14 protein-coding genes and 1 pseudogene are annotated in these 14,733 nt (G+C 42.2%); 5 read left to right on the plus strand and 10 right to left on the minus strand.

Annotated features, from left to right (window positions below; all coding sequences use genetic code 11):
- Positions 1-28 precede the first annotated feature (28 nt).
- The 3 genes from KSX81_RS23750 to KSX81_RS23760 all read right to left on the minus strand — a co-directional run bounded on the left by KSX81_RS23750 (position 29) and on the right by KSX81_RS23760 (position 3,518).
- Positions 29-1,426, minus strand: coding sequence for an efflux transporter outer membrane subunit (locus tag KSX81_RS23750; RefSeq protein ID WP_004295943.1), 1,398 nt, complete (start codon positions 1,424-1,426; stop codon positions 29-31).
- A 161-nt stretch (positions 1,427-1,587) separates the two neighbouring features.
- Entirely contained in the window at positions 1,588-2,418 is an 831-nt protein-coding gene (locus KSX81_RS23755; protein WP_004295942.1) for a zinc ribbon domain-containing protein, read from the minus strand.
- A gap of 5 nt (positions 2,419-2,423) precedes the next feature.
- Positions 2,424-3,518 (minus strand): Nif3-like dinuclear metal center hexameric protein, encoded by a 1,095-nt coding sequence (locus KSX81_RS23760; RefSeq protein ID WP_004295941.1) that lies wholly within the window; start codon positions 3,516-3,518, stop codon positions 2,424-2,426.
- Between the two features lie 278 nt (positions 3,519-3,796).
- Between KSX81_RS23760 and KSX81_RS23765 the strand changes: the two are divergent.
- Both KSX81_RS23765 and KSX81_RS23770 read left to right on the plus strand, forming a co-directional pair.
- A pseudogene (locus KSX81_RS23765) lies at positions 3,797-4,301 on the plus strand (RNA polymerase sigma factor).
- Between the two features lie 231 nt (positions 4,302-4,532).
- Positions 4,533-4,946, plus strand: a complete 414-nt coding sequence (locus KSX81_RS23770) for a DUF4891 domain-containing protein (protein WP_004295938.1) — start codon at positions 4,533-4,535, stop codon at positions 4,944-4,946.
- 19 nt (positions 4,947-4,965) lie between these two features.
- Here KSX81_RS23770 and KSX81_RS23775 read toward each other — a convergent pair whose 3' ends face one another.
- The 4 genes from KSX81_RS23775 to KSX81_RS23790 are packed head-to-tail and all read right to left on the minus strand — an operon-like array spanning position 4,966 to position 8,314.
- Positions 4,966-5,262 carry a hypothetical protein gene (locus KSX81_RS23775; protein WP_004295937.1) on the minus strand — a complete coding sequence of 99 codons (297 nt, stop codon included), beginning with the start codon at positions 5,260-5,262 and terminating at the stop codon, positions 4,966-4,968.
- Positions 5,259-6,053: an ABC transporter permease gene (locus tag KSX81_RS23780; protein ID WP_004295936.1), complete on the minus strand. Its 795-nt coding sequence runs from the start codon at positions 6,051-6,053 to the stop codon at positions 5,259-5,261. The genes KSX81_RS23775 and KSX81_RS23780 overlap by 4 nt, the downstream gene beginning before the upstream one ends.
- Positions 6,054-6,100: 47 nt before the next feature.
- Positions 6,101-6,721 carry an ATP-binding cassette domain-containing protein gene (locus tag KSX81_RS23785; protein WP_004308918.1) on the minus strand — a complete coding sequence of 207 codons (621 nt, stop codon included), beginning with the start codon at positions 6,719-6,721 and terminating at the stop codon, positions 6,101-6,103.
- A 36-nt stretch (positions 6,722-6,757) separates the two neighbouring features.
- Positions 6,758-8,314 (minus strand): ATP-binding protein, encoded by a 1,557-nt coding sequence (locus tag KSX81_RS23790; RefSeq protein WP_004295933.1) that lies wholly within the window; start codon positions 8,312-8,314, stop codon positions 6,758-6,760.
- A gap of 180 nt (positions 8,315-8,494) precedes the next feature.
- Between KSX81_RS23790 and KSX81_RS23795 the strand changes: the two genes are divergently transcribed.
- From KSX81_RS23795 to KSX81_RS23805, 3 genes are all read left to right on the plus strand, one after another.
- Positions 8,495-9,037 carry a ferredoxin domain-containing protein gene (locus KSX81_RS23795; protein ID WP_004295932.1) on the plus strand — a complete coding sequence of 181 codons (543 nt, stop codon included), beginning with the start codon at positions 8,495-8,497 and terminating at the stop codon, positions 9,035-9,037.
- A gap of 83 nt (positions 9,038-9,120) precedes the next feature.
- On the plus strand, positions 9,121-10,242 hold the full coding sequence (locus KSX81_RS23800) for an agmatine deiminase family protein (RefSeq protein WP_004295931.1): 1,122 nt from the start codon (positions 9,121-9,123) through the stop codon (positions 10,240-10,242).
- Positions 10,243-10,309: 67 nt separating this feature from the next.
- Positions 10,310-11,194: a carbon-nitrogen hydrolase gene (locus tag KSX81_RS23805; protein WP_004295930.1), complete on the plus strand. Its 885-nt coding sequence runs from the start codon at positions 10,310-10,312 to the stop codon at positions 11,192-11,194.
- Positions 11,195-11,315: 121 nt separating this feature from the next.
- Here KSX81_RS23805 and KSX81_RS23810 read toward each other — a convergent pair whose 3' ends face one another.
- The 3 genes from KSX81_RS23810 to KSX81_RS23820 all read right to left on the minus strand — a co-directional run bounded on the left by KSX81_RS23810 (position 11,316) and on the right by KSX81_RS23820 (position 14,599).
- A complete protein-coding gene (locus tag KSX81_RS23810) occupies positions 11,316-11,705 on the minus strand; it encodes a GtrA family protein (RefSeq protein WP_004295929.1) in 390 nt (129 codons plus the stop codon).
- On the minus strand, positions 11,702-13,465 hold the full coding sequence (aspS, locus tag KSX81_RS23815; protein ID WP_004318227.1) for an aspartate--tRNA ligase: 1,764 nt from the start codon (positions 13,463-13,465) through the stop codon (positions 11,702-11,704). Before aspS ends, KSX81_RS23810 begins: the two co-directional genes overlap by 4 nt.
- Before the next feature lie 108 nt (positions 13,466-13,573).
- Positions 13,574-14,599 carry a diacylglycerol/lipid kinase family protein gene (locus KSX81_RS23820; RefSeq protein WP_217725920.1) on the minus strand — a complete coding sequence of 342 codons (1,026 nt, stop codon included), beginning with the start codon at positions 14,597-14,599 and terminating at the stop codon, positions 13,574-13,576.
- Positions 14,600-14,733: the final 134 nt, after the last annotated feature.

The raw sequence follows: 14,733 nt of genomic DNA on the forward strand, positions 1-14,733 counted from the left end.
TTAGGTTATATATTTTATAGATTGATTTTTATTCTCTCCAACCACCCCCTAAAGCCTTGTAGAGGGCTATCAGTTGCAAAAGCGAACTTCCTTGTGCCTGTACCAGCTGATTCTCATAAGATAACAGAGAACGTTGTGCATCAAGTACGTTTTGGAAAGGCGAAAGTCCCTGTTTATAAAGTTCCAGTGAAAGTTTCAATGTCTCAATTCCTTGATTGCGTACTTCCCGCAGGGCTACAATCTGTTTGATTGAATTCCGGTAGGAATTCATAGCATTGTCCGTTTCCTGTACGGCAGTTAAAACCGTTTGATTAAACTGGTTGATCGCTTCATCTAGTTGCGCTTTTGCCAGCCGGGTTGCATTCACCAGCTGTCCTCCATTGAAAATAGTCCAGTTCAATGACGGAGCAATTTCATAAGTCATACTTTTACTTTTGGTGAGATCCTTCAGGTCACGGGCGGCATATCCAAATGAACCTTTCAAGAAAACTTTCGGCAACCAATCCGCTTTCGAAGCTCCGAGCAATGCTGCCTGCGCATTTACGCTCAATTCCGCACTTCGTACATCAGGCCGTCGCAGTAATAAATCGACAGGCATTCCCACTCCGATAGGTTCCATATAATCGGGCAATGTGCCACTGGATTCAAGAACAGGACGAATGTCCTGGGGATACATTCCCAATAAGACAGCCAATGTTGTGATATACTGATTGATACCCGCTTCCAACTGGGGAATGGAGGCTTTTGTGCTATATAATACAGACTTGGCCTGTGCCACATCGAGTTTAGCAACCAGCCCGGTATTATAGCGTACTTCCGTGATTTTCAGGACTTCTTCCTGCGAAGCACTGTTTTTCTTCACCACTTCAAGCTCTTGTTGCAACTCCCTTAGATTGATATAAGCCGAGGCTACTTCTGCAGCTAATGAGACCATGACTCCTGTGTATTCTTCCTTGCTGGCGGCAAAATTCTCTTTCTGCGCTTTTACCCGTTTCCGGATACTGCCAAAAATATCAAGCTCCCAGCTCATGCTTAGCGAAGCATCATAATAATGATCGGTTGTTTGGGGCAGTGAACTTGTATTTCCACTGGTTTCCTGACGGGTCCATCCTGCATTCAATCCGATGGAAGGAAAAAAGTTACTGCGTTCTATCCAAAGATTGGCACGAGCGGCAGCTATACGGTTGATTGCCATGGCAACGGAGTAATTACGATCTACTGCCAGAGCTATCAAAGAGTCCAGTTTGGTGTCTTGGAATGACTTCCACCAATGGTCATCCACTGGAAGTATCTGTTGAAATACTTCCCCGCTCTCTTCCCAATCTTGAGGAAGCGGAGCTTTCAAATAACGGTTTGCGGTCTGTCCAACCGCGGTCACAGTTGAAAGAAACATAAGGAGCGATGTGCCCCACACTCGTATATTCATATCAGTTCAGGTTTTTATGAAATGAAAAGATAACAACTAAAGGGTAAGTTTGTTTATCGATTCTTTTTTATACGAGCACTTGTTAAAACAAAAAAAGCCCTGCATTGCTGCAGGGCTTATTATATATCAAAAAAGTAACTTTACTTACTTCACAGCTCTTCTTATTCAGCAGTTTTTCTTCTGATAGCTCTTTTGGTAGTAGCTACCGGAGCTTCTTCCACCTTGTGTTCGATTTGTACGCCAGCCAATTCCGGGTCAATCATAATACGTCCGCAATATTCACAAACGATTACTTTCTTACGAGAACGGATATCCAGTTGTCTCTGGGGCGGAATCTTGTTAAAGCAACCACCACAAGCGTCACGCTGTACGTATACAATACCCAATCCGTTGCGAGAGTTCTTACGGATACGTTTGAAAGACTGCAATAGACGTGGTTCAATCTTAGTTTCCAAATCTTTAGCTTTGTCTCTCAATTTCTCTTCTTCCTGTTTGGTTTCAGAGATAATTTCGTCCAGTTCGCTCTTCTTCTGCTCAAGGTCTTTCAGTCTTTCGTTAAGAATCTGATCGTTCTTCGTTACTTCAGCCTCTTTTTCTTCTTTATCAGCAGAATATTCCTTAATTCTCTTTTCGCAAAGTTCGATTTCCAATGTCTGGAATTCGATTTCTTTCGTCAAGAAATCATATTCACGGTTATTGCGAACATTGTCTTGTTGTGACTTATATTTTTCTACTGAAGCCTTTGCTGTTTCAATTTCTACTCTCTTGCCGGCAATAGCAGATTTCAGTTCATCCACTTCAGCTTTGATCTTGTCGATACGGGTACTCAAACCAGCAATTTCATCTTCAAGGTCTTGCACTTCCAACGGAAGTTCACCTCTCAATGTCTTGATTTCATCAATCTTAGACAACATCGTTTGCAGTTGGAACAGTGTCTTCAGTTTCTGTTCTACCGTCAACTCATTCGGATCTTTTTTTGCTTCTCTAGCCATTTTACTTATAAATATTTTATGGGATTCGTATTTATTTTACTCAATTGGAGTGCAAAATTAGGAAATAAATCCCGGATTATGGAATAAAAAATTTCTTTTGTATATTGTTCGCTTTCGTAATGACCAATCTCTGCCATCAGAATATCACCCTCGTGGCCGAAATAATCATGATATTTGATTTCTCCCGTAATAAAGACATCCGCACCCGTCCGAATTGCCTGTGGAAGCAGAAAAGCTCCGGCACCACCACACAAGGCGACCTTCTGTATTTCTCTCCCTGTCAGTTTGTTATGACGTACACAACCCACTTCGAAGATTTTCTTGATGCGTTTCAGAAACTCGAGTTCCGTTTCCGATTCATCCAATTCACCTACAATTCCCGAACCTGCCTGCGACCAGTTATTCTGCAACGGATACAAGTCGAATGCCGGTTCCTCATAAGGATGTACAGACAATAACGCTTTTACAACTTCCGCTTTCTTATATATAGGAAGAATGGTTTCAATCCTTACTTCATTTTCATGATGCAGTTCACCGATTGTTCCACAGAAAGGATGCGTCCCCTCTTTTGCTCGGAAGGTTCCCTCTCCTTTCAGACTGTAACTGCATGAATCATAGTTACCTATATTTCCGCATCCGGCTGCAAACAATACTTCGCGCACACTATCGGCTTGTGCATCCGGCACGAAAGTCACCAGCTTAATCAAACTGTTCTCTTTCGGTTCAAGCACTTTCAGATTCTTCAACCCTATTTTCTCTGCTATCTTATAATTGACTCCACCTTGTGCATTATCAAGATTAGTATGTGCTGAATAGATCACAATATCATTCTTTATTGCTTTCAGTATGCAGCGTTCCACGTAATCTTTGCCCGTGATAGATTTATAGCCTTTGAAAATGAGCGGATGGTGCGATATAACGAGATTGTACCCCAGCGCGATAGCTTCATCCAACACAGCTTCGGTAACGTCAAGACACAACAAAGCCCCTGTTGCTTCCGCTTCTGTCAATCCGATTTGCAGGCCGGCATTATCAAATCCGTCTTGCAATGGCAGAGGCGCGAATCGTTCAAGGGCGCTTACTATTTCCTTAATTTTCATTATTGGTAGAAAATTTGATTGCAAAGATAATAAATAAAATAGGAATTAACATACTAAGTGATCGTTTTTTAGAGAATTTATCGTTATCCATTTTTTGAGACCACCGCAAAAGATATAAAATACCACCCAGAAACTATCAAAAAGGACCTAAAAACTATCTGTTGATAGAAATCCCCCTAAATTACGTCTGATTCTCCCCTACCAAGGTCGACAAAATATCTTAAACTTGCATCATCAAAATTTTTACAACGAATACTCACATTTTAAAAACAACACATATGAAAAGTTTAAGCTTCAGAAAAGATTTGGTAGGAGTTCAGGAAGAATTACTACGTTTCGCATACAAACTGACAACAGACCGCGAAGAAGCAAACGATTTGCTGCAGGAAACCTCATTGAAAGCATTAGATAATGAAGATAAATATACACCCGATACAAATTTCAAAGGATGGATGTACACCATCATGCGCAATATCTTTATCAATAATTATCGTAAGGTAGTTCGCGACCAGACATTTGTCGACAAGACCGATAACCTTTATCATCTTATATTTGCCGCAAGATGCAGGGTTTGAAAGTACTGAAAGAACATACGACCTGAAAGAGATGCACCGTGTAGTCAATGCTCTTCCGAAAGAATACAGGGTTCCGTTTGCCATGCACGTTTCCGGATTCAAATACCGCGAAATAGCAGAAAAACTGAATCTTCCGTTGGGTACCGTAAAAAGTCGGATCTTCTTTACCCGTCAGAAATTACAGGAAGAACTGAAAGACTTCCGCTAAACCATAACTATATCCATATAAATTTTAGATTAAACAGTTAATTTCATTTTTCAGTTTTATCAATAGGCAAAAGGCAAAAAGAGTTTATATTCTTGTTGCCTTTTGCCTGTTTTCATCGGATAAATACGGATAAAACCGGTTCCGGAATAAAAACTAATTATAAATTTTCGCCTAAAACTTCTGTTATTTATTGAAATTCTGTACTTTTACTCCATCTAAATAAAGAATACGATGAAAACAAATTTGACTTTACTGTTGCTACTAGTTATGATGGTTTCTTGCCAGCCCAAGAAAAGTGATAGTACCGAAATGTCCGTAGCCGAGGCTGCAAAGATTGACAATATCGAAGATTGTACGGTAGATACGGTCAAAGCTACCGCTATCTTCTGGATTGATAAAGTAGAAACCAAACACTGCAAAGAGTACGGTTTTCGCACAATCAAAGCAAAAGTTCTCATTCGTGAAGATGGAAAGGTCAATTTGCTGTCATTCGCCAAAAAACAATCCCCGGCTGTAGAGACGTACATACGCCATCATCTTTTCAAATTTCAAGTGTCGGAAAAGATGTTTGAAGGCGGATATGTGCAGCCCGGAGAACAATTTGTGCAGCTTCGCTGCTTATGGGGAATGTTGAAAGGCAAATAATAAACACGCTAATAACCGGTTAGCTTTTGCTTTTCATTTGCACCTTATTTATCATTTGTATCTTGTTTTTCAGTGCATACCGTTCGTCTATGACTCTGTCCGTAGGGAAGAAAGTGAAAATAAGCCGCCACTCTCCTTCCTTATAGATAAATTTACGTCCACTGGCTCCACGAAGAATTGCTTCGTATTTTTCCTGCAGGAAAGCCTCGATATGTTCCGGCATTTCTGTGCCGGATGCTGAAAACTCCACTGTTATAAAGAAGTGTGGAATAGCTATTTCAGCTACTTTATAGAATATCTGGTCAATAACAGTCATTTCCTAGGTTCTTTTGTTACCTCCAGCAGTTTTCCGTATGCATCAAAAGATCGACGCGAAGCCAATGAAATAGTAATCATTAGCGATAGCATAGATGCTGTGAAAGTAATCACCATAATCATCATCTGATACTTGATAGCGACATTCGGGCTGCTTCCTCCTAGAATTTGTCCGATCATCGTGCCCGGAAGAGCCACCAATCCCATCACGGCAATGTTCGCAATCAGGGGACTAAACGATTTAATGATGGCCTGCCGGATAAATGGAGCCTGCGCTTCCTGCCTTGTTGCTCCGTTTCCCAATAAATACCGATATAGTTGCTGTTCACGTTTCAATCCACTATAATAAGTATTCAAAGCTATTACATTGCTCGACAGCATATTACCCATCAGAATTCCGAATATTGGAATAAAGTATTGGGCGCTAAATATATTATCCAGTTGGAGAACAATACCGATAAAATAGATGCCTACCAATACAACACTACAAAGAAATCCTACCGTAATAGGGATTAATAAAACACTACGTTTCAACTGGGTACGTACCAATGCGGTCTGCCCGGCCACGAATACCATAATTATCACCCAAAGAAAATTAATCCAGGGATTGTTCCATAAAAAGAGATATTTCAGATACACGCCGATAAAGAACAGCTGGATAATCATCCGTAATGTACCAATCACGGCAGGTTTTAGCAATCCCGTTTTAAATTTCCAAAGGTAAAAAAACGGAATGGCAAGCAATAGCAGCCCTATAAAGAGATTATAATATGATATATCAATCGTTCCCACAATATATTCTTAACAATTCTATCCGATTTGCGTTACAGTTCAATTAATTACAGTTCTATTAAATAATGACAACCCGAAGCAAAGTCCTTATCATGTGATACGGCTAACACAGCCGTTCCCCTTTCCGCCTGTCGCCGGAAAAAAGACAGGACTTTACCGGTCGATCCGGCATCCAAAGCAGAAGTCGGTTCATCTATGATAATGAGAGGTTTGTTGAGCATTGCAGCCACAGCCAACATAATACGTTGGCGTTGACCACCCGATACTTCATTCACCCTCTTTGTATATAATTCGTGTTCCAGCCCCAATTCATCGAAACAAGTGAAAAGTCTTTCTTCCGAAAAAGGAACAGAACGATTCACTTTCAGTCCGAACGGGAGAGCCACCATCTCTTTGACCCATTCAAAAGGTAGTGCCAATTCTTGAGGAATCCATGCAATCTGTCTGCGGACACTATCGATAGTCGATATATCAAGCAATGTTTCCCCTACCTGTATAGATCCTTCTTTCAAAGGCACAAACCCCATTACCGCATTCAGCAACGAAGTCTTTCCACAACCGGATTGACCGACAATGCAAGCCGTTTCTCCCCTTTCCAACTTCATACTGAAACCGGAGAAAAGCACTTCCGTACCAAAAGCAATACAGGCATTATTAATATGTAACATCTATTTGTTCTCTTGAAAATCCTGCCAAAATTATATTTATTGAAGTTCCGTCACCCACTTCTCAATGTTTCGTGTTTCAGCACTAAAATTCACTCCAATCTTAAAAAGTGTTCGCCCATCACTTTCGAAAGGTTTAGCATAATGCTTTTCATTGATCTGTTGCAAGGCTTCTTCAGCCGTACCCTCCAGCTTGAATTCCATGACATAGATAAATTTATCAGTCTGCAAAACAAGATCGATACGTCCCTGGCTCGTGTGATATTCTGCTTTTACATAAAAACCAACTAATTTGAACACGATAAAGAGGACATTCTGATAATGCAATTCCAAATCGCGAACCAATTCATAAGGAGTGTCTGCAAAGAAACTCTGAAGACGACGGAAAAAAGAATCATAATCTCCCGAACGGACTTCGCGGACAAACTTCTGAATCTCAAAAGATGATTCTACGGCATTTATATTGGCATAAAAAGGCATGAGATATTTCACAAAACCTTCCTCCACTTCACGATTGGGAAATCCCAGGCGATAAGTTTCAAATTCACGATCGTAGCCTTTTATGGTAAGATAACCGCTCTGATAAATCACAGGGATAGGATTGTCAGAAGTTGAATCAATACTATTCAGTACGTCAGCGCTGGTTTCTTCATGAGCCATCCGGTGAAGATCGTAATGATGTTTTTTTAGTAATTCGACCAGATAAGTAGGTGTGCCCGTTTCAAACCAGTAGTTGCCAAACACATTATATTTAAGGGTATTAAGCACACTGAACGGATTATACATACCTATAGAATCATGAGTGAAATGATAACCATCATATCTTTCACGCATTTCTGTGCAAATTTCATCATACGTCAAACCTTGCGCATCGGCAAATTCATGCAATTCAGTTTCAAAGTTCTCATGCAACTCACGATCACTGATTCCGCAGATTTCTATATACTGCTGACGCATAGAAATATCCTCCAGATTATTCAGATCGCTGAATACACTTACCTTTCCGAATTTTGTAACTCCCGTAAGCATACCAAATTTAATGCAGCCATCCTTGCTTTTTAAGGCTCCATAGAAAGCCTTCAATGTATCACGGAAACTCTTCTGGAGTTCATCATTACCAATCGCCTGTAACATAGGCTTATCGTATTCATCCACAAGAATAACGACACTCTGGCCCTCTTTCTCACAAGCACGCTGAATAATACCTTGAAAGCGGGAAGCGAATGTTTTCTCATAATCCTGTGCACCATAAAGAGCTTCCCACCCCCGTAAAGCACTCTCTAAAACCTGGTCGAGTGCTTCAGGATTCGTATATTTCTCCGCATTCAGATCTAAATGCAGAATGGGATATTTGATCCAATCTTTTTCCAGTTTCTCTATCGCCAATCCTTCGAAAAGTCCTTTTTTCCCCTGAAAATAGGCTTCCAAAGTAGATAGTAACAAACTTTTCCCAAAACGACGTGGACGACTAAGAAAATAATAACTGCCAGTTTTCACCATTTGATATATCCAAGCAGTCTTATCTATATAGCAATAACCTCCTTTACGGATTTTCTCGAAGTTCTGTATGCCGATAGGATAAATTTTATTACTCATATACTCATAACTTTATAAGTTGACAGATACAAAGATAGCCTTTTCCGCCCAATAACACAAAGTCCGATACGAAAGTTTTTTCATATCAGACTCAAATGATAGCCCCTATTTATTTCATCATCTAGTGTAATTTTGCCAATTTTCATTTATCTTTGCCTTACTAATTAATTCAAGAAAGTTATGATACTGAACGAAAGAGACGCTCGTCACGAGCATATATTGCAGGTAGCACGTCAGATGATGACGGCTGCGCGCACTGCTCCGAAAGGAAAAGGAATCGATATTATTGAAGTGGCCCTAATCACTGATGAAGAGATTAAACAATTATCGGACACTATGATAGCTATGGTAGAAGAACACGGAATGAAATTCTTCCTTCGTGATGCCGACAACATCCTAAGTGCCGAATGTGTTGTACTGATAGGAACACGCGAGCAGACACAGGGCTTGAACTGCGGCCATTGCGGATTTGCCACCTGTGCCGGACGTACTGATGGAGTTCCCTGCGCATTGAACAGCATAGATGTAGGTATCGCAATAGGTTCCGCGTGCGCCACGGCAGCCGATTTACGCGTAGACACACGCGTCATGTTCTCCGCCGGATTGGCAGCACAACGCCTGAACTGGCTGAAAGACTGCAAGATGGTAATGGCAATCCCCGTTAGCGCATCCTCCAAGAATCCGTTCTTTGACCGGAAGCCGAAACAGGAAACCAATGCATAACAGTCACATCGATGCAGAAAACAAACTGACTTTAGATGCAGACAATAAACTGATTTTATAAATAACTAAATATATATAGTCTAATGGGAATCATGGTTGGACTCCCCAGCCCAAGCGGCTCGGAGAAAGATTTGCAGTTGAACTTCGGCAAAAACATGACCGTACAGGTAGAAATGAGAGCATCTCATTTGCCTGCCGAATGGCACATGCAGAGCGGTATACAGTTAACATGGCCACATGCCGGTACAGATTGGGCCTACATGCTGGCGGAAGTGCAAGAGTGTTTTATCAATATTGCCAGAGAAATAGCGAAGCGTGAATTATTATTGATCGTCACTCCCGAACCGGAAGAAGTGAAAAAGCAGATAGCTGCTACTGTCAATATGAATAACGTCCGCTTTCTGGAATGTGCCACCAATGACACATGGGCCCGCGACCACGGAGCCATAACAATGATAGATACCGGCACCCCTTCCCTGCTCGACTTCACCTTCAACGGCTGGGGACTGAAATTTGCTTCCGAACTGGATAATCAAATTACTAAACATGCCGTAGAAGCCGGAGCCTTGAAAGGCCAGTATATAGACCACCTCGACTTCGTACTCGAAGGAGGTTCTATCGAAAGCGACGGAATGGGTACATTGCTTACCACTTCCAAATGTCTGCTCTCTCCCCAACGAAACGGACGACTGAACCAGGTAGAGATAGAAGAATACCTGAAATCAACCTTCCACCTGCAAAAGGTGCTTTGGTTAGACCACGGTTATCTGGCCGGTGATGATACTGACAGCCACATCGACACTTTGGCACGCTTCTGTTCTACCGACACCATCGCTTACGTGAAATGCGAAAACAAAGAAGACGAACATTACGAAGCACTGCTCGCAATGGAAGAACAGCTGAAAACATTCCGCACCTTAGCAGGAGAGCCCTATCGCCTATTGGCCTTACCCATGGCAGACAAGATAGAAGAAGACGGCGAACGCCTGCCTGCAACTTACGCCAATTTCCTGATTATGAACGACGTTATTCTCTACCCGACATACAATCAGCCGGTGAATGACAAAAAAGCAGGAGAAGTATTGCAGCAAGCCTTTCCAAACCATCAAATAATTGGAATAGACTGCCGTGCCCTGATTAAACAGCACGGTTCCCTACACTGTGTCACCATGCAATATCCGCTGGGTGTTATAAAGGAGTCATAAAAGAATTACAAAGGAGCTATAAAGGAATTATAAAATAATGAATGAATCAACCCACTAATTATTCATCATGAGAAAGATAAAAGTCGGAATCATCCAACAATCCAATACCGCAGATATAAAAGCCAATCTGATGAACCTCGCAAAGAGTATCGAGGCTTGTGCCGCTCACGGCGCACAACTGATTGTGCTCCAGGAGTTGCACAATTCACTTTATTTCTGCCAGACAGAAAACACTAACCTGTTTGATCTTGCCGAACCAATTCCCGGGCCTTCCACAGGCTTTTATTCCGAGTTGGCAGCAGCTAATAAAGTAGTCCTTGTCACCTCTCTTTTTGAGAAACGTGCTCCCGGACTTTATCATAATACCGCTGTCGTATTCGACCGCGACGGAAGCATTGCAGGAAAATACCGAAAAATGCATATTCCCGATGATCCGGCTTACTACGAAAAGTTCTATTTCACTCCGGGAGACATTGGTTTTGAACCGATTCAAACATCTTTAGGAAAACTGGGCGTATTAGTATGCTGGGATCAATGGTATCCGGAAGCTGCCCGCCTGATGGCACTAAAAGGTGCGGAACTTTTAATTTATCCTACCGCCATTGGCTGGGAAAGCAGCGACACGGACGATGAAAAAGCCCGCCAACTCAATGCCTGGATTATTTCACAACGCGCTCATGCCGTTGCCAATGGACTTCCTGTTATCTCCGTCAACCGTGTAGGACACGAACCTGATCCTTCCGGACAGACAAACGGTATCTTATTCTGGGGAAACAGTTTTGTAGCAGGACCACAAGGGGAATTTCTGACACAAGCCGGAAACGATCACCCGGAAAACATAGTAGTGGAAATAGATATGGAACGTTCGGAAAACGTTCGCCGTTGGTGGCCTTTCCTTCGTGATCGTCGGATTGACGAATATGATGGACTTACCAAACGCTTTCTGGATTAAAGGCTTACCCACATACCTTCATTGCAGGAGGTTTATCTAATAAAGAAAAAAGAAGGGCACAGAGTTCAAATCTAAATTTAGAACTCTGTACCCTTTCAATATATCATCATAAATAACTATCTCATTGAAACGTTATTTTTTTGTTGGCTAGGAAATTAGCCCCTCCATAAATAAACAATCCCAAGAATTGAGCCAGATATTCATTCACGTCCAATCCTTCTACCAATAACACAAGAAATAAAAACTGTGCGGTGTAAGCCACGGCAAAAGCAGAGCAAAAGAGTAGTATCTGTTTCCAGATACTATTCTTTTTATTTTCTACGGGGAATATCCAGTATTTGCACCAGATAAAGTTATGGATTTGAGCTATCAGATACGCTGTTATATTAGCCACCATATAGTCGCCGTCAAATGACATTTCTTTCATCATTAACCATACAACCAACGCCATAATCAAAGCGTTCATTGTACCGATGACTATAAAACGGAATATGCGTACAGATTCTTTCACTCGCCCTCTTTCAAATCTACGATCAAATTCAGTTCATCAAGCTGGCTCTGGTCGATTGCAGAGGGTGCGTCCAACATCACATCACGTCCGGAATTATTTTTCGGGAACGCAATACAGTCACGTATAGAATCCAATCCTGCAAACAAAGACACCCAACGGTCGAGTCCGTATGCCAAACCACCGTGAGGAGGCGCACCATACTTAAAGGCATTCATCAGGAAGCCAAACTGTGCCTCTGCCTTCTCCGGAGTGAATCCAAGAATCTCGAACATCTTCGCCTGCAATTTCGCATCGTGGATACGGATAGATCCGCCGCCAACTTCCACACCGTTGATTACCATATCGTATGCATCTGCACGTACAGCTGCCGGATCAGTGTCCAACATCGGAATGTCTTCCTCTTTCGGATGAGTAAACGGATGATGCATAGCCATCAGACGGCCTTCCTCTTCGCTCCATTCGAACATCGGGAAGTCAATCACCCAAAGGCAAACAAACTTATTCTTATCACGCAATCCCAGTTGAGCACCCATTTCCAGACGAAGCTCGCAAAGTTGTTTACGTGTTTTCATTACATCGTCGCCAGACAGAATCAGAATCAAATCACCCGGTTTAGCTCCGAATGCTTCTTTCATTTGCTGGAGCACCTCCTGCGTATAGAATTTATCTACACTCGATTTCACCGTTCCGTCGGCTTCCACACGGGCATAAACCATTCCTTTCGCACCAATCTGCGGTTTCTTTACAAATTCGGTCAATGCATCCAGTTGCTTGCGGGTATAAGTCGCAGCACCTTCGGCGCAGATACCGCCCACATAAGCCGCATTATCGAATACAGAGAATCCGTGACCTTTCATGATATCCATCAGTTCCACGAATTTCATGCCGAAACGCAAATCCGGTTTATCGCTACCATAATATTTCATGGCGTCCGCCCAAGACATACGTTGGAATGGTTCATTCAGTTCCACACCACGAAGAGTCTTAAACAAATGTTTAGCCATTCCTTCGAAAGTAGAGATAATATCTTCTTGCTCAACGAAGCTCATTTCACAGTCGATCTGTGTAAATTCCGGTTGACGGTCGGCACGTAAGTCCTCGTCGCGGAAACATTTCGCAATCTGGAAATAACGGTCGAAACCGGAAACCATCAACAACTGTTTCAAGGTCTGCGGAGACTGCGGAAGTGCATAGAACTGTCCCGGATTCATACGTGACGGCACCACGAAGTCGCGTGCGCCTTCAGGAGTAGAACCGATCAAAACGGGCGTTTCCACTTCGATGAAACCCAGACTATCCAGATATTTGCGAACTTCAATTGTCATTTTATGACGCAGTTCCAAATTGGAACGTACAGCGTTACGGCGTAAATCCAGATAACGGTATTTCATGCGGATATCATCACCCCCATCCGTGTTATCTTCGATAGTGAACGGAGGAATCATGGCAGTATTTAGTACGTTCAGTTCGGAAACAATGATTTCAATGTCTCCGGTAGGAATGTTTGCATTCTTGCTGAAACGTTCATTAACCGTTCCTGTCACTTGAATGACGAACTCACGTCCCAATTTATTAGCACGTTCACAGAGTTCAGCATTAATTTCTTCATTAAAAACCAATTGGGTAATTCCGTAACGGTCGCGAAGGTCAATGAAAGTCATCCCTCCCATCTTACGGCTGCGCTGTACCCATCCGGACAGCGTGACTTGCTTGTTTACATCAGAGATTCTAAGCTCTCCACATGTGTGCGTTCTAAACATATATTTTTTATTTAAACGATTATCACTCGCGTTTTTATTTTGATCGAACCAAAACTGCGCAAAAGTACGCAATAATTTGTAATTCGGTGTCAGTAATCCGTTATTTTATCAGACTTTCTTTGTCAGCTTTTTCAATATTTTCTTGTTTCTATCTGTTATATTGTCAACGATGGCTTCATTCATCAATTTGATGCCATTCATATATTCCTGCGCTCTTTGGAGCACATTGGCTGCATCCTTTTCCGGTGCTCGTGGCACTACCACGCGCAATCCTCTTTGAATCAGCTGAATATTTACATTGGCATCCGTTTCCATGGGGTCACCATCAAAATGCACGACACCCGGAGTAGTCCGGCGGATGCACAACTGCTTGCAGCGGAAAGTCTTGATACGGCTATTCTGATCGATTGTTTTATTGAATAATTGAAAGGCCAATGAAGGAACGTCCAATACGGTGAACGGTTCGAGAATAGTCACATCCAGCAAACCATCTGTCAGAGTGGCTTGCGGTGCGATATAAGCATTGTTTCCATATTGCGACGCGTTTCCGCAGGCAATCAGGAAGGCTTTATACTTGGAAACTCCGTTTTCCGTTTCCAGTTCGTACGTTTCCGGCTCATATTTAAGACTTTCCTGCAGGGTTTTCTCCAGATAAGTCAATAGCCCCCGTTTACCGGCATGCGCAAACTTCAGACTGACAAACGCGTCGAATCCCACTCCGCAAGTGCAGAAAAAATCCGTACCGTTAATCTTACCATAATCTATCACATCCACGCAACCTTCGTTCAGCACTTCCAATGCTCTCTTCGGTTCCATCGGTATATGCAGATGCCTCGCCAGTCCATTGCCCGATCCGCAGGGAATAATTCCCAGCGCGGTATCAGTATGCACCAACGAACGAGCTATTTCATTGATTGTTCCATCCCCACCAATAGCCACTACTATATCTGTTTTCTCTTCGGCAGCTTTGGCAGCTATTTCTACTGCATGACCGGCTCTTTCCGTATACACTACTTCCCAAGAGTATCTCGCCTTGTCTATTTTTTCGTCCAGCAAGTTAAGAATCAATTCTTTACTTTGTGTTCCCGAAATAGGATTGACGACGAATTTTATTTTTTTCATTCTTTCGTTCATGCTATTCTTGTCGATTGTAGACGACAAAAGTAATATAAATATCTTAAATTTTAATCTATTAGAGGTTTCTAATCATACGAGAGCAACTTTTTTCTCTTAAAAAGAACAGATAAAAGCAAATTTTGTTATCTTTG

It is taken from the genome of Bacteroides sp. MSK.18.37 (genome assembly GCF_019129155.2).
Lineage (GTDB): Bacteria > Bacteroidota > Bacteroidia > Bacteroidales > Bacteroidaceae > Bacteroides > Bacteroides ovatus.